Origin of the sequence: Bradyrhizobium sp. AUGA SZCCT0105 (assembly GCF_018129565.1) — a bacterium.
GTDB lineage: Bacteria > Pseudomonadota > Alphaproteobacteria > Rhizobiales > Xanthobacteraceae > Bradyrhizobium.
This window is the reverse complement of the sequence record NZ_JAFCMK010000004.1, coordinates 374,405-398,354: the sequence shown is the minus strand read 5'-3', so window position 1 is coordinate 398,354 and position 23,950 is coordinate 374,405. Positions and strand designations below refer to the sequence as shown.

The window sequence follows — 23,950 nt, the reverse complement described above, 5'->3', positions numbered from 1 at the left end:
CCGCGCATTCGAAGATGCGTTGAGCAAGCGCTGTGCCAGCGCGGAAATCGCAGGAGAGGAGGAGAAAGGCGGCGTTTTCGGCCAGGTGCAAGCCATGCCTCGGGCCCGGCGAGGCCCTTGCCGTCTCATCGTCGCGAGACGGTGTCGCATGCCATGAGACTCGCCGATCAGCATTCAGCTAGTTTGCTCCCTCTCCCCGTTCTGACGGGGAGAGGGTTGGGGTGAGGGGCTTTCTCCCCACACACGGTAGCAGTTGAACTCGCGGAGACTCCCCCTCACCCGGATCGCATCTCCGATGCGATCCGACCTCTCCCCGCACGCGGGGCGAGGTGAAGCGGAGTTTCTCTATCCTAGCCCGCCGCGCGGCGCGGCAGCTTGTTGGAATCCGGCTCCGACGGCGCGGGAAGCTGCATCAGGATGGTCTGGCCCATCGAGGCAATCTCGATGCCTTCCTCCTGGAAGCGCCGCTTCATGCGGCGGTTGAATTCACGCTGCACCGACCAGCGGCCGCCGTCGGTGCAGCGGATCTGGCCGACGATGGTCACGACCGAGCCGTCGACCTTGTCGACGCCCCACAATTCGAGATCGCCGCGGATCAGCGCGCGATACGCCGTCTCCTGGCGCATCCCGGCGACGATGTCCTTCAGCACCTCGCCGGCGCGGTCGGTGTCCTCCTTGTAGGACACGTTGACGCTGACCGCGGCATTGCCGGCGCCGCGGCTGGCATTGGTGATCGTCGTCACCGCGCTGAACGGCACGATATGCACCGAGCCGTCGCCGGCGCGCAGCCGCATGGTGCGGATCGAGACGTTCTCGACCACGCCCGACAGGCCCGACACCGTCACGGTGTCGCCGACCTGCACGGTATTCTCAAGCAGCAGGAACAGCCCGGTGATGAGATCCTGCACCAGCTTCTGCGAACCGAAGCCGATCGCGATGCCGACGATGCCGGCGCCGGCGAGCAGCGGTGCGACATTGACGCCGATCTCGCTGAGCGCGGTGAGCCCGACCACCGCGACGATGATGCAGAACAGCGCGGTGCGCAGCATCGGCTGGAAGGTGCGCAGGCGCGCCGCGCGGGCGAAATGGCCCTCGCGCGACAGGGTGTCGATCTGCCGGTCCATCAGCGCATTGGCGACTTCCCAGATCACGGCCGCGGCGAGCGCGGCAATGCCGATCGTCACCAGCGCCGAGATCAGGCGAGAGCCGATCTGGCCGCCATAGAACCAGACGATGGCATCGACACCCCAGACCTCGAGCAGCGCGACGAAACCGACCAGGGCGATCACCGCCGTGACCACCTTGCGCAGCAGCGGCAGATAGCGGTTGGCGCGGGTCTCCAGCCCCGGGAAGCGCTGCATCAGGTCCGGGCTGATGCGGAAGCCGCGATCGATCAGGCTCAGCACCACCATGGTGACGAGCCGGGTGACCAGCAGCACCGCGACGGTGCCGACGAAATATTGCAGCAGCAGCGAATAGCCGTTGCGGATGTTCAGCGCCCACACCGCCCACAGCGCGAGATCGAGCGCGATCGCCAGCACATGCCACAGCGAAGCGAGACGATTGCGCGTCCGTGCCGCAAGGCCGGTGCGATCGGCCGGCGCGCGGATGACGTCGGCGACCTGGCGGCGGCATTGCAGGATGATGACGACGATGAAGAGGTGCACCACCAGCATCACAAGCCGGAGCAGCGCGGCGTAGCCGGCGTGGGACAGCCCAAGCAGCAATGCGACGTTGGCCAAGCAGATCCCCGAGACCCCGACGGCGACGATGCGCCGCGCCCATATCTCGATATAGGCCGCGGTCTCGGCACGGACGCGGACCAGGCCGAACGGGCCGGCCAGCGCGCGCACCGCGCAGATCAGCGCGCGCGAGAAGGCATAGGCGTTGATCACCGCGAGGATCACCAGCCGCGTGGTCGACTGATTGCCGATCTCGGTGCTGAGCAGCGCGGCGGCCACGCTGAGAAACACGACCACCGGCAGCAGCTCGAGCACGAGGCGCCCGAGCACGAAAGGCAGCCGGACCAGCGACTGCCAGGCCCGCGCGAGGCTGAGCCGGCGGCGATGCAGATCGCCCTCCGGCGTGACGTCGGCAACCGACGACGGCGGATCGGCGCTGGCGAGCGCCTGCACCGGCACGCGCGCGGTCTGCGGCAGCCGCGCTTCAAGGAACGCGACTGGCCGCTTGATCAGGCGGAACACCACCCATTCGGCTGCCAGCGCGCAGCCGAGCACCAGCGCCAGCTTCCAGGCGATGTCGATCATGAGGCCATAGGCGGCCGGATCGTTGGCGGTGCGAAGGAACCAGTAATAGAATGCCGGGAAATGCGTCAGCGTGCGCGCGACGTCGGCGACCTCGCGCGACATCTCACCGACCTGCTCCGAGACCATCAGCAGAAGCTGCGCGCCGAGGCTGTCCGCGCTGAGCGGGATCGGCGACTGCTGCTCGGGCGCCGGCTGCGCGGCCGCCTGCGGCGAGGCATTGGCGATCGCGCGCAGCGTGTTGATGATCTCGCCGCGCTTCTTGTCGTCCTGCAGCGTCTCGAGCGCACGCTTCGCCTGCTCTGGCGTCAATGCGTCGCTGGTACTGGGTTGCGGCGGCGCCGGCTTGGCGGCCGGCTGCGCAAGCGCGGGTGAGACGAACAGGGTGAGGATGAGGAGAAGCGCAAAGCGAAATTTGTGCGACACGAGGGCCTCTTATTAAAATAATTGCGCGACCGCAGATCCCCGGGAGGACTCTGCTCTCGCGCTCGCGCCATGTCGGATCGCCCCTTTTCGCCTTGATCATGTGTCGGAAGTTTGCTGCCGCAGCGACCATCTCTTGGCATTTGCCGTAACACGATCGTCACAGGTGTTGAGCGGCGTTTACGCATGCGGGCGTTCCGGGCCGAGCCGGCCCGATCGGCCCCCCACACGCCAGGGCTGAGGCGGGACAATCTTTCGCTTGACGCACAGGGGGTCGTCATGATGTTCTTATTTTGTTCTTTTGGTCACAGTTGCGTTTCGGAGGTCTCATGCACGACGTCTTTGCCGATGACGGTCCGGTCCAGCTCTTCATTCACGACGACGGCGAGACGCCGCTGGAATTCGTGCAGTATCTATTGCGCACGGTTTTCGGGAAGTCCCAACAGGAAGCCATCGCCACCGCTGCCTTGATCGAGGCCAGGGGCGCTGTTCCGTGCGGCCCCTATCCGGGCGCCGTCGCACGGGCAATGTTCAACAGCGCCAAGTGGCTGATCCGCTCCAACGGCCACCCGTTGATGATCACGAGCGAGTCCGCCGATGCCAGCCGCCCCTGCGATCTCTGCGAAGCCCCGAAGGCCGTGACGGAGATTATTCTCTCCGGCACGACGGCCTCGCTGTGCAGCGACTGCCTGCTCGCCGCGCGTCGCAGCTCGGAAGAATTGCCGAGCCAAGAGTTTCGATACGCCTTTGTTGCGCTCGACTGGCATTTCGCCGGCGTGCCGCGCAACCTGATCGTGACGCGGGCACGCCAGTTTCCGGGCCACATGCGCGCCGACGTTCAGGTCGCGATCGACAGCCTGCTCACCGACCCGATCCACTTCTTCGGCATCCACGAGGAATATCGTTACGAGACGATTGGATTTGCGTCCTTGATGAAGGACAGCCGCAATGCGCCGGCGATCGCGCCGCCGCAGTATCAGGACGTCGATATCGGCGAGCCCGAGCCGGTGAAATGTCTCGTCAACGGTTTGTGGCTGTGCCGGTCCGGCGCGTTACGCTACGCCGTGCTGCTGACCTATCATCGTGAATATGACCGCGAACCCGCCGTTCGGATCGAGATCGCATTGCCGGCGGGCACGGCAGGCGATGCCTTCGTACAGCCGACCTTTGCCGCGCTGGAAGCCGCTGTCCACGCCGCGCGATCCTACCGCGGCAAGATACTCTCGCTCGAGGGTGGTTCGGACTATCGCGGCCGTTCGCGCGGCGTGACCGTGCATCGGCTGCCGACGGTTGCCCGCGATGACGTGATCCTGCCGGAACGGACACTGCGGCTGCTCGACCGCAACGTGCTCGGCTTTGTCGAAAGCCGCGATCTGCTGCGCAAGCTCGGACAGTCGACCCGCAAGGGCATCCTGCTCTACGGCCCGCCCGGCACCGGCAAGACCCACACCATTCGCTATCTCGGCACCAACCTGCCTGATCACACCACGCTGATCATCACCGCCGAACAGGTCGGCCTGCTCGGCGCTTACATGAACCTCGCCCGCCTGCTGCAGCCGACCATGGTCGTGATCGAGGATGTCGACCTGATCGCGCGCGACCGCGAGGACATGGGCGGACCGTGCGAGGAATCGCTGCTCAACAAGCTGCTGAACGAGATGGACGGCCTGAAGGAGGATTGCGACATCCTGTTCCTGCTGACCACCAACCGCCCCGAAGAGCTCGAGAGTGCGCTGGCCGGCCGGCCCGGCCGCATCGACCAAGCGATCGAAGTGCCGCTGCCTGACGAGACCGGACGCGGCAAGCTGATCAGGCTCTATGGCAAGGGCCTGCCGCTCGCGCAGCCCGTCATCGACGAGGCCGTGCGACGCACCGAAGGCGTCAGCGCCGCCTTCATCAAGGAGCTGATGCGCCGTCTCGCCCAGGCCAGCATCGTCAGCGACGGTGGCGGGCAGGTCACCACCTCCGACCTCGACGGCGCAGTCAGTGAAATGCTGTTCGACGGCGGCCGACTCAACGCCAAGCTGCTCGGCGGCGCACAGGGGATGAGCGTGGGGTGATGGACCGGAAGGCTCGGCTGGTCGTCAGTCGTGCGTCGTTTGCGGCAGCAGCAGGTGCCGCTCCCCCCGTGCGACGCGTGCAAGCTCGTCGGCCATCCGCGTCAGCACGCCCTCCCAGGCCTGCGGTCTGTCCTGGCGGAACAGCCGCATGGTCGGATACCAGGGCGTGTCGGCGCGGTCGCGCAGCCAGCGCCAGTCGAGCGCATAGGGACACAGCATCCAGACCGGGCGGCCGAGCGCGCCGGCGAGATGCGCCACCGAGGTGTCGACGGCGATGACGAGATCGAGCGCGCAGACGGCAGCGGCGGTGTCGGCGAAATCGCCCAGCGTCGGCGCGAGGTCGACAATATCGGCACCAAGACGCCGCAGCATCGGCGCATCGTCCGGCCGCGGTTCCTTCTGCAGGCTGTAGAGCTGGACGCCAGGCGTGACCAGCCGCGGCAGCACGGCATCGGCCGGCAGCGAGCGCTGGCGGTCGCCCTTGTGCCTGGCATTGCCGGCCCAGACCACACCGACCTTCAGCGCGGACACACCGGCGAGCGCCTCGCGCCAGCGTGCGAGCTTGGTGGCGTTCGCCTGCAGATAGGACACGGCGGCGGGAATGGTCTCGACGGTGGTGCGGAAGATCCGCGGCAGGCTCAGCAGCGGCAGTTGCAGGTCGAATGGCGGCAAGGGCTCGCCGCGCGCGAACATCGCGACATCGGGCAGCATCGGCCGCAGCAGCGAGACCAGCGCCGGCTGCACCTGCAGAATGATCCGGCCGCCGCTGCCCGCCAACATCGGCACATAGCGGACGAAATTGATGGCGTCGCCGAGCCCGTATTCGGCAAACAACAGCAGCGTGCGTTCCGCCAGCGGCTCACCCTGCCATTCCGGCTCGTCGAACACCGGATCGCCTTCGCTGAGCATCTTGGTCTTGCGGCGCCACTGATACTCCTCAAAGCCCTCCTCGAACTCGCCGTTCATCAGAAGGAAATGCGCGTGGTTGTAATGCGCCAGCGGCTGTTCGGGATCGAGCGCGATGGCCCGGCGCGAGGCCACCAGCGCCGCATCGATCTCGCCGGCATTGCGCAGCGCGACCGCAAGATTGGCGTGGCCCTTGGCGTAACTGGGTTCGAGCGCGATGGCCCGCCGATGCGCGGCGACCGCCGCCTCGACCAGGTTCTGCGCCTCGAAGATGATTCCAAGATTGGTGTGCGCGGCGGCATAGTCCGGCTTGAGCGCCAGCGCCAGCTCGGCGCAGGCGATGGCGTCGTCGACCTGTCCGAGCTCGAACAGGCAGGCGCCGAGATTGTTGAGGATGACGTGATCGGACGGATCACGAGCCGAGACCTGCCGATAGATGCGGACCGCCTCCTCGCGCTCGCCCAGCTCGTGCAGCACCATGGCGAGCAGGCGCCGCGGCGCGAAATTGTCGGGATCGAGTGCGATGGCGCGGCGATAGTGCAGGACCGCGTCCTCCAGCCGGCCCAGGCGGTAGAGCGCCGCACCGAGGCCGCTATGCAGGCCGGGATGATCGGGATCCGCGCCGAGCCCGCGGCGATAGGCGGTGGCGGCGGCGTCGTGCTTCTTCTGATCGGTCAAGGCATTGCCGAGGTTGAGCCAAACCCCGCGATAGGCCGGATCGCGCGCGATCACCTCGCGATAGGCCTGTTCCGCCTCGACCGGCCGCTGCTGTCCGGCCAGCGCAACCGCGAGATTGAACCGCGCCCGCGTCAGGCCGCCATCGAGTGCGATCGCGCGGCGAAACGCCGCCTCGGCCTCGTCGAAGCGCGACAGCTCGCACAGCGCAACGCCGAGCTTGATGTGCAGGCCGGCATCCTTCGGCCGCAATGCGATGCCGCGCTGGAACGCTGCCACCGCGCCCTCGTGCTCGCCCTTCACGGCGAGCGCATCGCCAAGCGTGGCGAACGCCGGTCCGTGATGCGGATCGAGGCTGAACACCCGGTTCAGCAGCACCGCGCCCTCCGCAGCGCGATCGGTCACGAAGGCGATGACGGCGGACAGATGCAGCGCCGGAATATGGTCGGGATCGGCGGTGAGGATATCGCCGCACAGCGTGCCGGCCTCCGTCGCGCGGCCTGCGCCATAATGCGCCACCGCATCCAGCAACATCCGATCAACCGCCACACTGCCCACGATACCGCCCCCGCCTCTCAAGACCCGATGGGGATTAAACGAGCGGCGGCGAGAATTCCGGCACGCGAATCCCAATTGCTCTCTTACCTCCCCTTGAAAGGGGAGGTCGCTTTTCTCGGTAGAGCAAAGCGGGTGGGGATCAGCTCTCTCCGCGAACAGCGGTGCCTGTGGCTGCCCCCCCATCCCGACCTTCCCCCTTTCAGGGGGAAGGAGAAGAGATCAGGGCCTGCACCTCTTGACGCTCACCCCATCATGTAACATATGAAGTTACATGATACGCGATAGCCGTCTATCCGGGGTGTTGCACGGCCTGCTCCACATGATCGGAGCGGGCGAACCGGTCACGTCGGAGCAACTTGCACAGGCGATGGCCACCAACCCGGTGGTCGTGCGCCGCGTGATGGCCGGCTTGCGCGAGCAAGGCCTGGTCCGTTCCGAGAAGGGCCATGGCGGCGGCTGGACGCTCGCGCGCGATCCCGCCGACATCACGCTCGCCGACATCTATCGCGCGGTCGGTGCGCCCACGATCGTCGCGATGGGCCATCGTTCGGAAAATCCCGGCTGCCTGGTCGAACAGGCCGTCAACGACGCGCTGTCAGGCACGTTTCGCGAGGTCGAGGCGATCTTCCTGAAGCGGCTCGGCGCGGTGACGCTCGACGCGCTCGCGAAGGATTTCAAGCGCCGGCTCGCCAAACACAAACAAAGTCTCGAGGACCAGATTCATGCTGCAAAGTGAACAGGCGAGCCGCCTTCCGTTCAACGATCCCGCGCACTGGGACAAGATGGTCGCGACCTACGAGGCGCAGTCGCAGCCGTTCACGACACACTTCGCCGAGGCCGCGGTCGCGATGCTCCCGATCGGCCCGTCATCGAAGGTGCTCGACGTCGCCACCGGTACCGGGGCCGCGGCGCTTGCGGCCGCGCGCAGGGGCGCCGACGTCACCGCGATCGACTTCTCGGCCGGCATGGTGGCACGGGTCCGCGCACATGATGTGGCGAATATCGCGGCACGGCAGATGGACGGCCAGGCGCTCGACTTGCCGGACGCGGCCTTCGATGCAGCGGTGTCCGTTTTCGGCGTGATGCTGTTTCCGGATTGGCGCGCCGGACTGCGCGAGATGGCGCGAGTAACACGATCAGGCGGATCGGCGGCGATTGCGGTCTGGAAGAGCGCCGACGGCGCCGCCGTGTATCTGCTGCTCTCGCAGATCATCCGGCGGCTCTACCCCGACAACGTCACGCCGATGCCGTGCACGGGCCTCGCCGAACTCGCCGATCCCGGCCGCCTCGCTGCGGCGGTCGTCGCGGCCGGCTTCTGCGATCCTGTCGTCGCTGAGATCACCCACGACTTCAAGCTCGATGTCGCCAATCCTGCCGACGTCGACAAACTGTTCGAGTTCATGCCGCGTTGGAGCGGGCTCGATGCAGAGCAGAGCGCCACGGTTGCGCGCGCCTTCCGGAGCGAGATTGAGCGCGGCCGGGTCGGAGACACCTTCGCGATTCCATCGACCGCACTGATCGCGACGGCGCGGCGGCCGTAGCCGCAGCGATCCGGCAATAATCACGACGCTCGACCGGCGATCGACGCGCAGGCGTTATCGATCGCCGGCTTTTCATGCGCTGAATGAGAATGATCCGCCGCGGGATCGCCTGACCGCGGCAATCCCTCGCGCTATTTCCTTCTCAGATTGTGCAATGGCGTAGCGGCCCGGCAACGGCGCGTCACAAAAGCAGATGCGCGCGGAGATTCCGCGGCGTGCGCCGCGAGCCGCGTACTACAATTAACCCGTATTTTTTCTGGATGTGCGCCGCCTGCTGCAGGCCGGCGCGACGGGGGTTACCTTTGTTGCCGATTGCAAACTTTGCGCGGACTCGTTTCCGCTACGCCACCTCGCGTCTTGCATCCGAGCTGCGCAATAGACTCCCATCGATGGCGATCGCGCGACGCGCCGGATGCGGCCTCGTCCTGATCGCCGCCGCGCTGTTGGGCTCGGTCGCCGCGGCCAGCGCGCAGGCACCGGCGGTAGCCTCGATCTCCCCGACATCAGGTCCCGCCGCGGGCGGCACCACGGTCATCATCTCGGGCGGCAGTTTCAGCACTGCCACCGCGGTGCGTTTCGGCGCCGTCAACGCAACGAGCTTTGTCGTCAATTCGAGCGAGCGGATCACCGCAGTCGCGCCGGCAGGGACCGGCACGGTCGATGTCAGCGTGACCAACCCGTCCGGGACATCATCTTCGTCTCCCGTGGATAAGTTCACCTATACGGCGTCCGCGCCGACGGTGACATCGATCTCGCCGGCCGCAGGCCCGACCAGCGGTGGGACGACGGTCATCATAACAGGCACAGCTTTCACCGCCGCGACGGCCGTGACGTTCGGCGCAACCCCTGCAACCGGCTTCACCGTCAATTCCAGCACCCAGATCACAGCGACCTCGCCGGCCGGAACGGGAACGGTGGATATCACGGTGACGACCGCAGTTGGGACATCAGCAACGTCAGCGGCGGACCGCTTCACCTTTGCAGCCGCAACGACGACCCAGACCGCGCTGATCTCGTCGCAGAATCCGAGCAGTTTTGGCCAATCGGTGACCTTCACGGCGAACGTCACCGCCTCAGCCGGCACGCCGACCGGCACAGTGACCTTCAGCGACAATGGATCGCCGATCGGCACCGTGACGCTCGCCGCAGGCACCGCGAGCGTCGCGATCTCGACCCTCAAGATCGGCAGCCACACCATCACGGCGAGCTATGCCGGCAGCGGCGCGTTCAACGCCAGCACCTCGCCGGCGCTGGCGCAGAGCGTGAACGTCCCGGCCGACAGCGTGAAGCTGCGTGCATTGCAGATCGACATCACCAAGCTGGTGGCACAGAACTCCGGCCAGGCGATCTCGGGCGCGATCGACAACGCGATCTCGGAAGGGTTCAGCGAAGGCGGCAGCTTCATGACGCCGAGCGGCGCCGGCATGCGCTTCAACTTCGCGGCCGATCCGTCAGACGGCGTGGCGCAGACGGACACGGGGAATCGTGGTGCCTACGCCTCGGATCGCAATTCGGGCGCACGCAGCGGCGGCAATTCGCGAATCGACAATGCCTTTGCGGCGATCGATCGGCAGATGCCGACCAAGGCGGCGCTCAAAACCCAGACGACGATCAATCGTGAACCGCACGACTGGCTGTTCTGGATCGATGTCAGGGGCACAGGCATCGACCGCTGGTCGTCGCCGACCTCGCCGGGCGTCGGGACAACAGGTTCATCGATCTACGGCAACCAGCTCAATGCCCTGATGGGACTGACCTACCGGGCAATGCCGAACCTCCTGGTCGGCGCGGTCGCCGGCTATGAGACGTTCAACTACACGGCCCAGGAGATCAACGGAAAGCTCACCGGCGACGGCTGGACCGCAGGCAGCTATCTCGGCTGGATGATCACGCCGACGCTGCGCTACGACGCCGCCGTGACCTTCTCGCAGATCGGCTACAACGGCGTGGCCGGAACGGCGCAGGGCAATTTCAACGGCGACCGCTGGATGTTCGCGACCGGTCTGACCGGCAGCTACAAGATGAGCAACCTGCTGATCGAGCCGTCCGCGCGCCTCTACACGCTGTGGGAGCATGAGAACGCCTATGTCGATACGCTCGGCACGCTGCAGACGGCGCGTGACTTCGTCACCGGCCGCGCATCAGGCGGCGTCAAGCTGAGCTATCCGCTGGCAACGACCGACGCCGCGGTGGTCTCGCCCTATCTCGGCGTCTATGGCGACTACTATTTCAGCAGGGACGATGCCGCGGCACTTTCCGTGAGCGGCATCCCGGTCAACCCGACGCTGGTGCTGGAGGGCTGGTCGGCCCGCGTCACAGGTGGGCTGAACACGAGGCTCGCGGGCGGCCTGATGCTCGGCCTCGGAGCGGAGTATGGCGGGCTCGGCGGCACGGCCCGGATCTGGACGTTCTCGGCCAGGGCGCGCGTGCCTTTCAACTGATCGAGACGGCACCTCTTGGCCCGCATCCTCGGCGATGCGGGTCCATCAGCGGCACGCTTACTTGCGCTGGCACTTGTCGTCGGCTTGCTTCTCTCCGTCACTCGGCGGCTGCAGACCGGGGCTGTTGGCCCAGCGGTCGAGCTCCTCGATGACCCGCCGGTGGCTCGGCCGCAGCGACGGCGGACTGCCGCGCTCTTGCGACAATTTTCGGGGCAGCTTGACCTGTTCTGGCATTGCGAGGCTCCAGAGCTGGGCAGTGTGCGGGCCATTCGCGGCGACCGTTACACAAATGCGCGGATCGCCGGCCGCAACAGAGGCGCGAAGATTATTTGTGGTCTGCCGGACTCGCCGGTGCTGTGACCGGCTGCGCGGGAGCGGCCTGCTCCCACGGCGCCGGCAGGATCACCCGCGCCGGCGGCAGGTTCTGAGCGGCGCGCTGCACAGTGGCATTCGCGTTCGCCGGCCGCTGCTCGTCGCTGGCGCTATCGGCGCGTGCGATGGCGATCGTGATGTCAAGCGCCAGCGCGACGAATCCAAGTCCCGCGACAACTCCCGCGCCGATCGACGCGACAGGCCGGACGACGCCGGTCCAGGGACTGCTCATGGTGGCAAGATGAGATGAGGTCATCGCAACTGCTCCTCACGCAATACACATCGTTCGGAGCCGTGCGGGGCGTCAAAGCGCGATGTCGCGCTTTGACGTTTTGCTTGAGCATGATCTTTCCGGAAAACCGCTTCGCACTTTTCCGGATCATGCTTTAGCGCCGCGCACGGCTCAAGGCGGTGATCAGGTCTTGATATCGGCCGGCAGCTTGCCGCCATTGGCGGCGAGCTTGGCCATCACCTGCTGATGCAGCCAGACGTTCATGGTGGCGGTGTTGTTGGTATCGCCGGTGTAGTGCAGCTCCTTGGCGAGCTCCTTGCGCGCAGCAAGGCTGCTGTCGAGCCCGAGCGCCTTCATCAGGTCGACGATCGAGGTGCGCCAGTCGAGCTTCTCGCCGGTGGCAGCCGCCGCCTTGTCGACGATCGCCGCGACGTCGACCGTCTGCGCCGCGGATGTGCCGGGTGCCGGCGATGCAGATGCAGACGTTGACGTCGATGCCGGTGCGGCGCCGGGTGCTGCCGTCGCTGTCGTCTCAGCGGTTTTGCCGTCAGGTGTCTTGGCCTGGGCGCCGTGGCCGAAGATTGCACCCATGATGCTTCCAAAAATGCTCATGATCTCTCACTCCGTGCGCCCGGGACACCGTTGGTCCCGTGACTGGTTCCAGTGACGAGTGGACGATAGGCAGGCCATTGGCCGAGCGGAAGATGACCATCGTCACTATCGGAGTGTGGGACGGCGTGGTGCAGTTGGAGAGAGAATCGTGCGGTTCTGCACCGTACGTCGAGCGCGTTTCATCGTACGCCCCACGTGCGATGAAGTCAGCCGTCCCGGCCCGATTCGCCAGCCCCGAGAAGTCGGGGCGGCTGACACAAACGTGTGCGGAGTGAACTAGAGCTGACGGCGGCGGATGGTCTGGGCCAGCTCGACAAAGCTTTCGGCGATGCCGACGCCGGTCTTGGCGCTGACCGGTTTGACACTCGACTTGGCGAGCTCGGCAATCGCGCCGGCGCTGCCGGCAGCCTCCGGCAGGTCGATCTTGTTGAGCAGCGCCCGGTAGGGCCGGCCCGGGAAGCGCTCCTCGAAACCGCGGACCAGCTCGACCATGCGGGTCACGGTCTGCGGCCGCGTGACATCGGACACGATGATGGCAGCGGATGCACCGGTGACATAGACGGTGTCGAAAATCTGCGTACCGAAATCGCCGTCGGTGTCCCACAGCACGAGGCGCATCGGGTCGCTGCCATCCGCCGGCACCACGTCATGGCTCAGGATCTCGACGCCCAGCGTCGATTTGTACTGGCCCTCGAACCGGTTGTAGATCAGCCGATAGAGGATCGACGTCTTGCCGACCCCCATATCGCCGAGCAGCATGACTTTTGCGGTGAGCATCAGCGGGCCACTTCGCCTCGGTAGACCGTCTCGAACGCCACGCGGCGGTTGCCGCCGGCGGTGGCGTCGAGCCGGTCGGTGATCGGCATCGTCGCGGCGCGCGACACCAAAATCAGCCGCGACGGGTCGACCCCGAGCGCGGTCAGCTTGCGCTGCACCTGCTCCGCCCGCTTGCGCCCCAGCGTCTTGTTGGTGCCTTCGGTGCCGCTCTGATCGGCGTAGCCGACGATCCGCAGCCTGAGATCATTGTTCGTCAGCAGCCCGGCGAGCTCGCGCAGTTGCTGCTCGGCCTGGTCGTTGTCGAGGAATTCGTCTGAATTGTTGACGAAGAAGATCGCGGTCGTGGCGATGAAGCGGTCGAGCCGCGCCGCCGGACCGTCGGCCACGGATTGCAGCTTCGCATATTGCTCGCTCAACTTCGCGTACTGCTCGCCGAGCTTGTCATATTGCGCGGTCAGCGCGGCATATTTCTGGTCGCCCGACTTCGCCTGCGCGCCCATCGCCTCGCGCATCTGGTCGAGGTTCGCCTGCAGGCGCGTCAGGCTCTGCTGCAGGCCTGCAATGCCGGCCTGCGATGCCGCCGCCTGCTCCGGCGTGGACACCAGTCCGATGCGGTCGACCACCTTGTACGGCGCTGCGGCCGCAGCGAGCGCGTCGATCAACGGCGCGGTTTGCAGCTGGCTCGGCTCGATGCCAGAGACGGCCACGCTTCGGCTGCCGTGATCGAAGTCGAGCCGCAGCGGGAAGGTGGCCAGCAACGGCTGCTCCGCGGCAAGCTCCTCCAGCGCGGCATGGGTTCGCCGCTCCAAGAGAGCGCGCGTCACCGTGGTCGCGGCAAAATAAAGCAACAGTGCGGCCACAGCGGCGAGCACGGCAAACAGGATCACCTTGCCGCGCCGGCTTGCGATCCGCCGCGGCGTGTCGTCGGTCTCGATCGCGGTTGCGAGCGAGGCGAGCATCGGCGCATCGCAATCCGCGCCGCGATCGATCCGCTCGATCGCATCGAAGAACAGCGAATTGATCCTGGCATTGTCGGCGGGGCGCAGCGGCCCCAGGCACTCCGCCGCCAGGATGAAGCGGGGCGAGGCGCGCAGCGCGAGCTGCCGTCCGCCGAAATCGAGCGTTTGCAGATTGCCTTCGCCGGCCAGCGCCTGCACGGAGAATTCGAGGATCGCCGCAACCATGGCGCTGAGCAGGTCGGCGCGCTCGTCGACGGTCGCCTCGCGCTTCCAGTCGGCGACCAGGCGGCCATTGCCGCGTTCGATGATCAGGAGCCGGTTGATCTGCGGCGGACTGTCGGCGAGCACGAACTCGCTGATCGGTCGTCCCGTCACCAGCGACTTGACCCGCCCGACCCACAATTGCGCCGAGGTCAGCGCATTGATGCGCTGCTCGAGCGAGGCAACCAGTTCCCGGAACGCGTTCGCGACCGCGGCGCTGACCAGCCGGCCGACGATCGGATAGAGCGCCTCGATCATCTGCTCGCGCGAATTCTTGATCTCGCTCCGGATCGCCGAGACCACGACCGGCGCAATCGCGGTGGCGAGCTCGCGCGGCCGGTTGACCTCGGCGCGCTCCAGCGCCTCGACCAGAATGCCGGCGGTGGCCGTCTCCAGGCGATCGGCGTTGCCGACATAGCGCTGCAGCGAGTCGAGATCGGCCTCCAGCGACGTCAGACGCGTCGCCTCGGGCTGAAACAGCAATGTCTTGAGCTGCTCGATCTCGCGATTCTGGCCGGCAGCAGCTGCCATGCTATTTGCCCGTGCGGCCGGATCCCAATCCGCTGATCGCAGCGCCGAGCTGGGTGATGGCCGCACCGACATCCTTCAGCGAGTCGAGGCGCTTCTGCTCGGTATCGCGTTCGAGGTCGGAGAGCCGCGCCTGCAGCGCGGTGAGCTCGTTGTTGAAGTCCGCCTGCATCTGCTTCAGCGATGCCTGCATCTCCTCCCGCAGACCCGAGAGGTTGGTCTCAATCGAGCGTTGCGCGCCGCCGAACAGGAGATCGCGGACCTGATCGATCGCCGCCATGCCATGCGCCGCGGCATCCGCGCCATTGCCGGCCGCCGCGTTTGCCAGTCCATCCGTATCCTTGGTCTGGCGCTCGATACCCTTCATGGTCATTCCCTGTTTAGTCAAAGCCGCGCAATCCGGACCTGCCGTGTCAAAAAGCAAATCCGAAACAATCCTATAGCCAATTTTGTGGGCGCGGCCCAGAGAAAGGCGAGCAATCTCAGCCGGATCAACCGCGTGGTGTGCGATTGGGGGCAGTTATTTCTAGTAAGTTATTGCCTTTATTGCCAGTTCCGTACGGTTCTTGACCTGGCATTTCTCCAGGATGGTGCTGACATAGTTCTTCACCGTGCCCTCGGCCAAATGCAGCCGCTCGCCGATCTCGGTGTTGCTCTTGCCCTCGACGATCAGCGTGAGAATTTCATTCTCCCGCGCCGTCAGCCCGTCGCGAACCGGCAGCTTCGCCGAGACGCGCGGGCCGCGCAGCCGCTTGAACTCGTCGAGGATGCGCGCGGCGACGCTGGGCGACAGCCCGGACTGGCCGTTGATCACCGCGCGGATGGTCGATGCGATCTCCTCCATCCTGGCGTCCTTGAGCAGATACGCCTTGGCGCCGGCGCTGACAGCCTCGAAGATCAGGTCGTTGGTCTCGAATGTCGTCAGCACGACGATATGGGTCTGCGGCAGCTCGCGCAGGATCCGCTGGGTCGCCGCGATGCCATCGACACGCGGCATCTGCAGGTCCATCAGGATGACGTCCGGCCGATAGCGCCGCGCGAATTCGATGGCCTGCTCGCCGTCGGACGCACCGGGAAGGATCTCGAAATCGTCGTTCTGCTGGGCAAGCAGTGTGGCGATACCTTCCCTGATCAGGGTCTGATCCTCGGCGATCAGCACCCGCACCTTCTCAATTCTGCTCACGGGCTTCAGTCATCCTCTCGAAGGTCTTGAATGCGCGGCAACGACATCAATCGGCCAGCAGGCCGGCAGATGCTGCCGGCGGCACCGCCACGGGGAGCGATATCCGGACCAGCGTTCCCTGTCCGGGCGCGCTCTCCACCGCGCAGCTTCCGCCGACGAGTTCAGCAAATTCGGTCATCCCGATCAATCCGAAATGTCCGGGAGTGGGCACCGCGAGATCGAAGCCGCGGCCGTCGTCGCGGATCTCGACGACGAGCTTGCGACCGACTGCGGCCGGCGCTTCGAAGGCGTGAAACGAGACACGGCGTGCCTTCGCATGTGCCTGAACGTTGCGCAATGCCTCGCTGAGGATGCGTTGAACCGTCAAGCCGCAATCGCGCAAGCCCGGACGCGCCTCTTCGTCGATCTGGATCGACACCCTGACGCCGCTGCGCGCGGCGAAGTCGCTGAGCAGTCCCTCGACATCGGGATCGAGCTTCAAATCGTCGGGCGTGCGCAGGCGATCGATGGCCTGGCGGGCACGCGAGAGGCCGCTCGCTGCGGCGTCTTCGGCGGTCGCAAGGCTGTCTGCCACGCGCGCCGGGTCGGCCGAAAGATAATGCCTGATCAGCCGGATCTGGGTCAGCAGCGCCACGATCGAATGCACCAGCGTATCGTGCAGGTCGCGCGCCAGCCGCAGCCGCGTCCGCGCCAGCGAGGCAAAACGCACTTCCGCGCTCGCCGCCTCGAGTTGCTGCTCCATCAGGCGGCGGGCCCGGCGCTCGCTGCCGAGCAGCGTTTCGACCTGACGTCCCGCAAAGTCCGGCATGGCGATGACGAAGTAATGCGACTGTGCGCCATTCCACAGCACGACCGCCGTCATCGGCTGCGCGATGCCCGGCGAGGCACCGCGGACACCGGCCAGCGCGATCATGTCCCGCCGGCCTCCGGCAAGCGCCGCCAACTCGGCCTCCATGCCGACCAGCAGCATGCATTCGCAACAATCGACGCCGATCGCGGGAAGCCATTCGACCAGCCGCCCGATCTTCCGCTGCATGCTTCGGTCGGCACCGATGACGGCGAGACCGATGACGTCGGCTCCTGCGGCCGCAAGCAAATCCGCGCTCAAATCGATCATGCGTTGCCCATCAACTCAGCGAGCAGCCCACTCTGGCGTAAGCCGGCAGCGGCCGCAAACGAATATGACTTTCGTCATAACTGATCCTGACTTTCGTCAGATGCCACTGCTGCTCGAAATGCGGTTCTGTCTTACGAATGAGCAACAGCGCAAGCCATGATGTGCCACATGCCGGCGTCCATGGCGATGCCGGCCGGGCGCCGCGCCTCGCGGAAGGTCGCGCCAGTCGGCCGGAGTGTGAGCTGACAATGAAGGCCGCGCCACGGAAATCGTTGGGTATCGAGCTCATGTTGGCGGAAGCGGAAAAGCCTGCGCGGCGCCGGCGCCTGAGCGCGACCCAGAAGCTGGCGTTGCAGGAAGCGCTCGCCGGCCGCCTGCAGCTCTACCCGCGCGGATATGCCGCGAGCAAGACCGGGCCGTTCCACTCGCGCCGCGCCATCCTCGGACTGGTGCGCGCCGGCCTGATGAGCCTTAGCGCGACCGCGCGCTATGCGGCCGTGACCCGGCGCGCACGGGACATGTATGCGGCACCGGCGACCAGCGAGTAGCCGCGACTATAGGTGCCAGCAGCGGCTCCGGTGCAGTCCGGCTTATACACGCTGGACTAATGTATTTCGGCCAGGCCCTGAATCTGAATAATCGAATCGTGAAGCTGCGCACCCGCTCCGAGGCGGATATATGCCCGTGACGGGATGTCCTGAATATCCGGCCCGACGATGGCGTGATGACCTGTGGCAGTGGGAAAGAAAAAGCCGACCGGTGCGCCCTTGTTCATGGAGATCATTGCTCCCCCGGTCCAAACCAGCCCGTCCTCATCGCTGCGCACGCCGGCCTCCGATGCACCGTCGACCTCGCAATTGGTGAACTGCACCTTGCCTCGTGTCCAGAATTCGTAGCGTGGTTGGCCCCATGCATGCACGTTCGCATAGAAATTGTGAGCAGAGCCGGTATCGCGCACGTTGGCGACCGAGGCATGAGCAACGACCATGTCGCTGAAATGGCTGTCGCCTGCCGAGTTGAGGATGCCGAACAGCGGCGCGCCATGCCGCATGATCGACGTCGTGTCCGCCGTGATCGTGCTGTGGTCGGCCATGAACTCCCAGACATTTGTGTACCAGCTTTTCGGGTTGGTCAGCGTGCCGTCCGGGTTGACGGCGATGGTCCCGAGATGCAGGCCCGCGATCCGGCTGTCGTTGTAATAGAGGTTGGCGTGATGGCCGGCATGACCGCCCTGGATGTCTGCGCCAAAGTCCGCCAGGCCGGAACCATCGATACCGAAGTCGAACAAGTTAGCCTGGTTGTGCTCACCGGCCGGTTCCTCTATCACCGCGCGCATCGGCGCCAATGCCACGAGCCACGATACGCCGCGGCCACCGCCACGCAGCGTGACCTGCTCCATGCCGAACGTGCCCCTCTCGCGGCCGCCCGGCAACGCGATGGTCGCGCCGACGCCACATACGCCGTGCGGCAGGCGCAGCTCACCGAGGTCCCATTGCGGGATCGAAGCGCCCGAGAAGATCGCATTGATCGCCGGTGCGTCGTCCGTGCCATAGGCAGCATAGCCGTCATGCGCGTCAACCTCCGCTTGCGCCGGACGAGAGAGCTCGATCTGCGATTTGGATTCGACCTGCGCGATGCTGGCGGCCAGATTGGCGCCGCCCGCACCCGCACCGGCAACAACGATCAGCTTGCCAACATCGCCCGGCGCGAACCACGCATCAGGCACTGTCAACCGGGTGGAACCCGCGGCAATCGACATGCGATGCCATCTCAGCACCACCGTGTCACAGACCGCGCCGTAGTCGAGCACACTCGGCACGTCATGCAGCTTGTCACCGAGCCGACGCGCGGTCCGCGCGTTCTTGATGGTTACCGTATCGCCGGAGACGTCGGGCGCGGCGGCGAATGCAGGGAAAAGGGCGATCAAGGTGAGAGACAGCGTGAGAAGCCGAACAAGGCGCGCCATGGTCTGAATGCTCCGTGAGCTTGTTGGAGGCCGTCAGTGCAGCAAGCGGGCGTCGGTCGCCGATCGCCCGGCTTTCGTGAGGCCGCCGCAGCGCCATATGCTGCTGGCCGGCACGGAGCCGGCTCCGGGAGTGCTGTTCCACGCAAAATAGAGCAGACCGGCAACACTGCCTGCGCGGGCATAGGGGCGGAAATCGCCCATGATCTCCTCGACAAGCTGCGCGCTTTGGTCGTCATCGATCGGGCAACTCGTGGCCTTGTTGTCGATTCCCCATTCGGTGATCCAGCATGGCTTTCCATCGCGACTTCCCGGGGGGCGGCAATCGGTCAGATCGTATTTGGCGATGCGCTGTTCCCTCACCGCCGGTGCATTGACGATCGCATGCGTCGTGTCGGGATAGATGTGAACGGCATAGGCATCGACCAGACTGTCGAGGCCGTGCGCACGCAGATAGCTCAAGGTGGTATGGATGCCGACGATGTCGCCCTTTGCCCAACCCGGCAGGAAGCCATCATCCTGGTCATAGGTTCCGAGCCCCGCCGTCGTGATTGGGGTGCTGCGATTCAGCTTCGAATGGTCGCGGAGCTCCTTCAAGACACCGAGCATCTTCAGATACTGGCGAAATCCGCGCGCAACGCGCCGACCTTGCGGGTCCTTGTCGAGGTCCAGCAGGCTGAGCTGGCGCGCCCGGCCCGCAGGCTTGGCGAATTCCGGATTGGTCCCCGACAGGTTGATCTCGTTGCCGAGTTCGAAGGCTGCCAGCACAACTCCCTTTGCCTCCAGCCGATCAAGGATCGGCTGGAGTGTGGCGCGGAAACGTGCCGGGTCGGCGGCGGAAAGCGGCGTCGTCCCGAATGAATCGTAACCGCCGAAATGATAGATCAGCCACTCGATCCTGATGCCGCGTTGCCAGGCGCGCTCGGCGTAGTCGAAGCCCTTGTCGTCAAGGGTGATCGACGCGCGGATCGTCGACACGCCGGCTGCGTGGATGGCATCCAGCATCGCATCCTGATCCGCCACGCTGAGGACGTAGGGATTGATCACATTGACGCCGGCAACGACACCTGCTGCCTGAGCGGACAGGATTGGCGAGAGAAAGCCGAAGCTAGCGATACTCATCGTCCCACAGCGTCGAACGCGTCTTGCGACGAGCGACGCCCACACGCGCATCGGGAAACGATAGAAGCGCATCCTAAATGCTCCAGCAATTGGCGATCGATCGATAGCTCTCGCCGGTTTCGGCCATCTAGTTTGGCAAACCAGCACTCCACGCGGCCGTCACGTTGCCGCCAAGCCTCGGATTATTCAAAGGCCTTCTGGAGCTGAGAATTGGCGGCAAGCGCGGATCGTGAAACCGGGCGTAATACGGCTCCATCCAGGCTAGGTCTCCCTGAAACGTCCAGGGGAAAAGCTGCTGCGGAACGTTGGTGAGAGCGCCGAAGCTGCGCTCGTCCTGCACCGCGCGAACGATCAGGTCGGCGAGCCGACGGATCGCTCCATTGTTCTCCGCGTAGAGGTCGACCTTCCGGCGGCTGGCGAGTTCGGCGCAGAACACCAGCGGGATCAGCGCAAAGTTGTGGTAGTGCAGCGCGCGCTCGCCACGCTTCAACTCGCGCTCCAATTCGCCGTGGGCGCCGATGTCCCTGATGCCCTGGCGCGCCCGGGAAATGCCGGCATCGACCAGATCACCGCGATCCGTCAGGGTGCCGATCGACATCAGATCGAGCCCGGCCCAATAGACCAGATTGTTGTCGAGGTGATTGATGCGATCGGCATCGCGGGTTTCCTCGGCGATCCGGATCAGCCACGGCTTGACCTGCGGGAATCGATGATCGGCCTCGATGGACGCGTTGGGGAAGCGCAGCAACGCCAGCGCGAAATCGGTCCCGGCCCAGGAGCGTTCGAAATCGCCCTGATAATTCGCGCCCGTTGTCAGCAGCGCACTTCCGCTGGCCCAGCCTGCGAGCAAGTCCATGACGCAATCCAGATCGCGCTCATCGGCGGCCTTGTTGACCTGCGCAATGAATGCATGCAGCGGCTTGATCGCTTCCGCGTAACCGCCTGCATCCCGGTAGAAGCCGGGCGGATCGACCGATGTCAGCGCCGGTGGCGCCTCGCAGGTCCGGGCCGCTGCCGGCTGCGCGAGGCAAGCAAGGACGATCGATACGCCGATCGCCGTGAAACGAACATCAAGCTTCATTCCAAACAACTCCGCGAGCCACCGCGGGGACGACACGCCACGTCGTGGGCGCAGCGCAGTCATCGACAAACGCGCGCAACATGACAACCAAATCTAATGTGATGCGCACCAAAACCGAGTTCAGCTGCGGTTCAGATTTTGAAGCATCGACCAACAATGCTGTGTCGCGCGCTGACGATCACGGGAATATGAAGGTAATCTGCGAAGACAATCTTTACAGTTTATCTTCATATATGCCAGGGTGATCGGCATGAACAATTCAGCGGCCCGTACCGGATCAGCGCGCACATCGGCGCTCGCCGAGGATCTTCGTTTGTTGATCGGAACGCTGAAGCGCCGGCTGCGCGAGCAGGGCCAGCGTGAGGATCTTCCGCCGTCCCAGGTCGCGGTGCTGCTGCGCCTCGAAAAGAACGGTCCCGCGACCGTGTCCAGCCTGGCGCGGTCCGAAGGCATGCGTCCGCAGTCGATGAGCTCGGCGATATCGGCGCTCGAGGCCGCGGGCCTGGTCCGCGGCGCGCCCGATCCGGACGACGGCCGGCAAACCATCATGTCGCTCACCGATACCTGCCGCGAGCGGCTGCGCACCGGCCGCGCCGCGCGGCAGGACTGGCTGTCGCGCACCATCGCCGCGCGGTTGTCGGCACGGGAGCAGGACGAACTCGCCGCCGCCGTCGGCCTGCTGAAACGGCTGGTCGCGGATTGATGCCGGCCGCGCCGCGCCAATTGTGAGAACAGGAAGCGATCATGGCTCTGACGACGCTCGATCCGATCACCGCCCTCATTGTCGTCGATCTGCAATCAGGGCTCGTCGGCGCACCGTTCGTGCATCCGTTCGCAGACGTCATGGTTCGCGCCTGCGCCCTCATCAGCGCGTTTCGACGGCGTGGATTGCCGATCGTGCTGGTCAATGTCGACGGCACGGCACCCGGACGAACCGAACGACCGCGCCACAGCGGACAGTTTCCCGACGGCTGGACCGACTTGATTCCGGAGCTCAATCGGCAACCGGGCGACATCGTCGTGACCAAGCGGACATGGGGCGCGTTCGCCAGCACCGATCTCGAGAAGCAGTTGCGCGCCGGCGGCGTCACGCAGGTCGTGGTCGCCGGCGTTGCGACCGGCACCGGCGTCGAATCCACGGCGCGGCAGGCCTATGAGGCCGGCTTCAACGTCACGCTTGCGATCGACGCCATGACCGATGCGCGGCCGAACGCACATGACTACAGCATCGAACAGGTGTTCCCGCGGCTCGGCGAAACCGGCTCGACGCAGGCGATCATCGATCTGCTTGAAAGGACCAATGCGCATGAACTGGCTTGACCTCGTCGCCTATTTCTTCGGCGGCGCCTTCCTCACCAACGCGATCCCCCACGTCGTCGCCGGCATGATGGGCGAACCGTTCCAGAGCCCGTTCGCGAAGCCGCCCGGCGAGGGCCTGTCGTCATCGACCGTCAACATTGTGTGGGGCTTCTTCAACCTCGCGGTCGGATATCTCCTGGTCTGCCGCGTCGGCGACTTCGGCTTGAGAACGACAAGCGACGTCGCAGCGCTCGGTCTCGGCGGGCTACTGATCGGCCTGTTCCTGGCGCGGCGGTTCGGACGGTTTCACGGCGGAAATGAACCACAGAGACCATGAGACGCGTCTTTCGATCGCTCGCAAGCTTCAACTACCGGGTCTGGGCGGCCGGCGCGCTGGTGTCCAACATCGGCACCTGGATGCAGCGGGCCGCCCAGGACTGGCTGGTTCTCACCCAGCTCACACAACATAGCGCATCCGCCGTCGGCATCGTGATGGCGCTGCAATTCGGCCCGCAGCTGCTACTGATGCCGTGGAGCGGCTTTGCCGCCGATCATTTCAACCAGCGCAAGCTGCTGATAGCGACCCAGGCGACGATGGGCGTGCTCGCGCTGGTCCTCGGGATTCTCACCGTCACCGGACTGGTGCAACTCTGGCATGTCTATGTATTCGCGTTCCTGTTCGGCTGCGCGGCAGCGCTCGACGCGCCGGTGCGCCAGACCTTCGTGGCCGAGCTGGTCAGCGACACCAACCTGTCGAACGCGATCGCGCTGAATTCGACCTCGTTCAATGCCGCGCGCATGATCGGCCCCGCCGTCGCCGGCCTGATCATCGCCTCCGTCGGCACCGGCTGGGCGTTCCTGTTCAACGGCGCATCGTTCCTGGCGGTGCTGACCTCGCTGACCCTGCTGCGCACCTCCGAGTTGCGCCCGAACGCGCGGGCGCATCCCACCAAGGGCAGCGTCATGCAGGGTTTTCACTATGTGTGGTCCCGCCCCGATCTCCGGGCGACGCTGATCATGCTGTTCCTGATCGGCACCTTCGGGCTGAACTTTCCGATCTTCATCTCCACCATGGCGGTTGGCGTGTTCCACACCGATGCGCGCGGCTTCGGCCTGCTGTCCTCGGTGATGGCGCTCGGCACGATGTCGGGCGCGCTGCTCGCCGCGAGCCGCGACCAGCCGCGGTTCTCCTCGCTGATGCTGGGCTCGGCGATCTTCGGCCTCGGCTGCACGCTCGCCGCCCTGGCGCCGAGCTATTGGCTGTTCGCCGCCGCGCTCGTCGTGATCGGCGTCGCCGCGCTGACCGTCGCCAACACCTCGAACGCGCTGATGCAGCTCGCGACCGAGCCCGCGATGCGCGGCCGCGTGATGGCGCTGCGGCTCGGCGTGGCGCTGGGCGGCACGCCGATCGGCGCACCGATCGTCGGCTGGGTCGCCGATCACCTCGGCCCGCGCTGGGCACTCGGGGTCGGCGCCGCCGCCGGCTTTGCCGCCGCACTCGTTGCCCTCGGCATGCTGTCGCGGACAACCGCCGAAGCCGGCCATGGCAGTCTGCCCCCGGCGGAGTGAGCCAGGT

The 23,950-nt window shown here is 65.7% G+C and carries 22 protein-coding genes; 9 read left to right on the top strand and 13 right to left on the bottom strand.

Translation table 11 applies throughout. The features are described 5' to 3' along the window. Positions 1 to 350 precede the first annotated feature (350 nt). Positions 351 to 2,690 (bottom strand): mechanosensitive ion channel family protein, encoded by a 2,340-nt coding sequence (locus JQ573_RS21445; protein WP_212316981.1) that lies wholly within the window; start codon positions 2,688 to 2,690, stop codon positions 351 to 353. A gap of 326 nt (positions 2,691 to 3,016) precedes the next feature. Here JQ573_RS21445 and JQ573_RS21440 point away from each other — a divergent pair, with 326 nt between their 5' ends. Further along, positions 3,017 to 4,747: an ATP-dependent Clp protease adaptor ClpS gene (locus tag JQ573_RS21440; RefSeq protein WP_212316979.1), complete on the top strand. Its 1,731-nt coding sequence runs from the start codon at positions 3,017 to 3,019 to the stop codon at positions 4,745 to 4,747. A gap of 24 nt (positions 4,748 to 4,771) precedes the next feature. Here JQ573_RS21440 and JQ573_RS21435 read toward each other — a convergent pair whose 3' ends face one another. Next, positions 4,772 to 6,862 carry a tetratricopeptide repeat protein gene (locus JQ573_RS21435; RefSeq protein ID WP_212316977.1) on the bottom strand — a complete coding sequence of 697 codons (2,091 nt, stop codon included), beginning with the start codon at positions 6,860 to 6,862 and terminating at the stop codon, positions 4,772 to 4,774. 295 nt (positions 6,863 to 7,157) lie between these two features. On the opposite strand from JQ573_RS21435, the gene JQ573_RS21430 reads away from it, so the two are divergent. The 3 genes from JQ573_RS21430 (at position 7,158) to JQ573_RS21420 (ending at position 10,868) form a co-directional block, all read left to right on the top strand. After that, positions 7,158 to 7,622 carry an Rrf2 family transcriptional regulator gene (locus JQ573_RS21430; protein WP_097674443.1) on the top strand — a complete coding sequence of 155 codons (465 nt, stop codon included), beginning with the start codon at positions 7,158 to 7,160 and terminating at the stop codon, positions 7,620 to 7,622. Further along, positions 7,609 to 8,427 (top strand): class I SAM-dependent methyltransferase, encoded by an 819-nt coding sequence (locus JQ573_RS21425; RefSeq protein WP_212316975.1) that lies wholly within the window; start codon positions 7,609 to 7,611, stop codon positions 8,425 to 8,427. The genes JQ573_RS21430 and JQ573_RS21425 overlap by 14 nt, the downstream gene beginning before the upstream one ends. Positions 8,428 to 8,816: 389 nt before the next feature. Then, positions 8,817 to 10,868, top strand: coding sequence for an Ig-like domain repeat protein (locus tag JQ573_RS21420; protein WP_249132080.1), 2,052 nt, complete (start codon positions 8,817 to 8,819; stop codon positions 10,866 to 10,868). 57 nt (positions 10,869 to 10,925) lie between these two features. On the opposite strand, the gene JQ573_RS21415 is transcribed toward JQ573_RS21420, so the two are convergent. From JQ573_RS21415 to JQ573_RS21380, 8 genes are all read right to left on the bottom strand, one after another. Then, positions 10,926 to 11,102 carry a hypothetical protein gene (locus JQ573_RS21415; RefSeq protein ID WP_212316972.1) on the bottom strand — a complete coding sequence of 59 codons (177 nt, stop codon included), beginning with the start codon at positions 11,100 to 11,102 and terminating at the stop codon, positions 10,926 to 10,928. 91 nt (positions 11,103 to 11,193) lie between these two features. Next, positions 11,194 to 11,496 (bottom strand): hypothetical protein, encoded by a 303-nt coding sequence (locus tag JQ573_RS21410; protein WP_212316971.1) that lies wholly within the window; start codon positions 11,494 to 11,496, stop codon positions 11,194 to 11,196. A gap of 159 nt (positions 11,497 to 11,655) precedes the next feature. After that, the gene (locus JQ573_RS21405) at positions 11,656 to 12,084 is read right to left on the bottom strand and encodes a DUF3597 domain-containing protein (RefSeq protein WP_171947961.1); all 429 of its coding nucleotides are present in this window, start codon (positions 12,082 to 12,084) and stop codon (positions 11,656 to 11,658) included. 276 nt (positions 12,085 to 12,360) lie between these two features. Continuing rightward, complete coding sequence (locus JQ573_RS21400) at positions 12,361 to 12,861, bottom strand: Rab family GTPase (protein WP_092122751.1); 501 nt, start codon at positions 12,859 to 12,861, stop codon at positions 12,361 to 12,363. Continuing rightward, positions 12,861 to 14,612: an OmpA family protein gene (locus JQ573_RS21395; protein ID WP_212316970.1), complete on the bottom strand. Its 1,752-nt coding sequence runs from the start codon at positions 14,610 to 14,612 to the stop codon at positions 12,861 to 12,863. The genes JQ573_RS21400 and JQ573_RS21395 overlap by 1 nt, the downstream gene beginning before the upstream one ends. A gap of 1 nt (position 14,613) precedes the next feature. Continuing rightward, entirely contained in the window at positions 14,614 to 14,976 is a 363-nt protein-coding gene (locus JQ573_RS21390) for a hypothetical protein (protein WP_231168749.1), read from the bottom strand. Positions 14,977 to 15,135: 159 nt separating this feature from the next. Then, positions 15,136 to 15,792 (bottom strand): response regulator transcription factor, encoded by a 657-nt coding sequence (locus JQ573_RS21385; RefSeq protein ID WP_050406118.1) that lies wholly within the window; start codon positions 15,790 to 15,792, stop codon positions 15,136 to 15,138. A 46-nt stretch (positions 15,793 to 15,838) separates the two neighbouring features. Next, complete coding sequence (locus tag JQ573_RS21380; protein ID WP_212316969.1) at positions 15,839 to 16,909, bottom strand: sensor histidine kinase; 1,071 nt, start codon at positions 16,907 to 16,909, stop codon at positions 15,839 to 15,841. Positions 16,910 to 17,181: 272 nt separating this feature from the next. Between JQ573_RS21380 and JQ573_RS21375 the strand changes: the two genes are divergently transcribed. Further along, positions 17,182 to 17,457 (top strand): hypothetical protein, encoded by a 276-nt coding sequence (locus tag JQ573_RS21375; protein ID WP_249132078.1) that lies wholly within the window; start codon positions 17,182 to 17,184, stop codon positions 17,455 to 17,457. 56 nt (positions 17,458 to 17,513) lie between these two features. On the opposite strand, the gene JQ573_RS21370 is transcribed toward JQ573_RS21375, so the two are convergent. From JQ573_RS21370 to JQ573_RS21360, 3 genes are read right to left on the bottom strand one after another with little or no spacing between them, the layout of a single operon-like run. After that, positions 17,514 to 18,875, bottom strand: a complete 1,362-nt coding sequence (locus JQ573_RS21370; protein WP_212316967.1) for a hypothetical protein — start codon at positions 18,873 to 18,875, stop codon at positions 17,514 to 17,516. Positions 18,876 to 18,908: 33 nt separating this feature from the next. Continuing rightward, complete coding sequence (locus JQ573_RS21365) at positions 18,909 to 20,066, bottom strand: hypothetical protein (RefSeq protein WP_212316965.1); 1,158 nt, start codon at positions 20,064 to 20,066, stop codon at positions 18,909 to 18,911. Between the two features lie 55 nt (positions 20,067 to 20,121). Further along, on the bottom strand, positions 20,122 to 21,075 hold the full coding sequence (locus JQ573_RS21360) for an alginate lyase family protein (RefSeq protein ID WP_212316963.1): 954 nt from the start codon (positions 21,073 to 21,075) through the stop codon (positions 20,122 to 20,124). A 250-nt stretch (positions 21,076 to 21,325) separates the two neighbouring features. On the opposite strand from JQ573_RS21360, the gene JQ573_RS21355 reads away from it, so the two are divergent. The 4 genes from JQ573_RS21355 to JQ573_RS21340 are packed head-to-tail and all read left to right on the top strand — an operon-like array spanning position 21,326 to position 23,943. Continuing rightward, a complete protein-coding gene (locus JQ573_RS21355; protein WP_212316961.1) occupies positions 21,326 to 21,778 on the top strand; it encodes a MarR family winged helix-turn-helix transcriptional regulator in 453 nt (150 codons plus the stop codon). Between the two features lie 41 nt (positions 21,779 to 21,819). Beyond that, positions 21,820 to 22,395 carry an isochorismatase family protein gene (locus tag JQ573_RS21350; RefSeq protein ID WP_212316959.1) on the top strand — a complete coding sequence of 192 codons (576 nt, stop codon included), beginning with the start codon at positions 21,820 to 21,822 and terminating at the stop codon, positions 22,393 to 22,395. Further along, positions 22,382 to 22,711 carry a hypothetical protein gene (locus tag JQ573_RS21345; protein ID WP_212316957.1) on the top strand — a complete coding sequence of 110 codons (330 nt, stop codon included), beginning with the start codon at positions 22,382 to 22,384 and terminating at the stop codon, positions 22,709 to 22,711. Before JQ573_RS21350 ends, JQ573_RS21345 begins: the two co-directional genes overlap by 14 nt. After that, entirely contained in the window at positions 22,708 to 23,943 is a 1,236-nt protein-coding gene (locus JQ573_RS21340) for an MFS transporter (RefSeq protein ID WP_212316956.1), read from the top strand. Before JQ573_RS21345 ends, JQ573_RS21340 begins: the two co-directional genes overlap by 4 nt. Positions 23,944 to 23,950: the final 7 nt, after the last annotated feature.

Excerpts from the sequence above, each read along its gene's own strand:
- JQ573_RS21425 (WP_212316975.1), top strand. The coding sequence starts at position 7,609 with ATGCTGCAAAGTGAACAGGCGAGCCGCCTTCCGTTCAACGATCCCGCG.
- JQ573_RS21400 (WP_092122751.1), bottom strand. The coding sequence starts at position 12,861 with ATGCTCACCGCAAAAGTCATGCTGCTCGGCGATATGGGGGTCGGCAAG.
- JQ573_RS21410 (WP_212316971.1), bottom strand. The coding sequence starts at position 11,496 with ATGACCTCATCTCATCTTGCCACCATGAGCAGTCCCTGGACCGGCGTC.
- JQ573_RS21415 (WP_212316972.1), bottom strand. The coding sequence starts at position 11,102 with ATGCCAGAACAGGTCAAGCTGCCCCGAAAATTGTCGCAAGAGCGCGGC.
- JQ573_RS21380 (WP_212316969.1), bottom strand. The coding sequence starts at position 16,909 with ATGATCGATTTGAGCGCGGATTTGCTTGCGGCCGCAGGAGCCGACGTC.
- JQ573_RS21370 (WP_212316967.1), bottom strand. The coding sequence starts at position 18,875 with ATGGCGCGCCTTGTTCGGCTTCTCACGCTGTCTCTCACCTTGATCGCC.
- JQ573_RS21405 (WP_171947961.1), bottom strand. The coding sequence starts at position 12,084 with ATGAGCATTTTTGGAAGCATCATGGGTGCAATCTTCGGCCACGGCGCC.
- JQ573_RS21355 (WP_212316961.1), top strand. The coding sequence starts at position 21,326 with ATGAACAATTCAGCGGCCCGTACCGGATCAGCGCGCACATCGGCGCTC.
- JQ573_RS21345 (WP_212316957.1), top strand. The coding sequence starts at position 22,382 with ATGAACTGGCTTGACCTCGTCGCCTATTTCTTCGGCGGCGCCTTCCTC.
- JQ573_RS21350 (WP_212316959.1), top strand. The coding sequence starts at position 21,820 with ATGGCTCTGACGACGCTCGATCCGATCACCGCCCTCATTGTCGTCGAT.
- JQ573_RS21420 (WP_249132080.1), top strand. The coding sequence starts at position 8,817 with ATGGCGATCGCGCGACGCGCCGGATGCGGCCTCGTCCTGATCGCCGCC.
- JQ573_RS21360 (WP_212316963.1), bottom strand. The coding sequence starts at position 21,075 with ATGAAGCTTGATGTTCGTTTCACGGCGATCGGCGTATCGATCGTCCTT.
- JQ573_RS21430 (WP_097674443.1), top strand. The coding sequence starts at position 7,158 with ATGATACGCGATAGCCGTCTATCCGGGGTGTTGCACGGCCTGCTCCAC.
- JQ573_RS21365 (WP_212316965.1), bottom strand. The coding sequence starts at position 20,066 with ATGCGCTTCTATCGTTTCCCGATGCGCGTGTGGGCGTCGCTCGTCGCA.
- JQ573_RS21390 (WP_231168749.1), bottom strand. The coding sequence starts at position 14,976 with ATGAAGGGTATCGAGCGCCAGACCAAGGATACGGATGGACTGGCAAAC.
- JQ573_RS21435 (WP_212316977.1), bottom strand. The coding sequence starts at position 6,862 with ATGTTGCTGGATGCGGTGGCGCATTATGGCGCAGGCCGCGCGACGGAG.
- JQ573_RS21395 (WP_212316970.1), bottom strand. The coding sequence starts at position 14,612 with ATGGCAGCTGCTGCCGGCCAGAATCGCGAGATCGAGCAGCTCAAGACA.
- JQ573_RS21440 (WP_212316979.1), top strand. The coding sequence starts at position 3,017 with ATGCACGACGTCTTTGCCGATGACGGTCCGGTCCAGCTCTTCATTCAC.
- JQ573_RS21340 (WP_212316956.1), top strand. The coding sequence starts at position 22,708 with ATGAGACGCGTCTTTCGATCGCTCGCAAGCTTCAACTACCGGGTCTGG.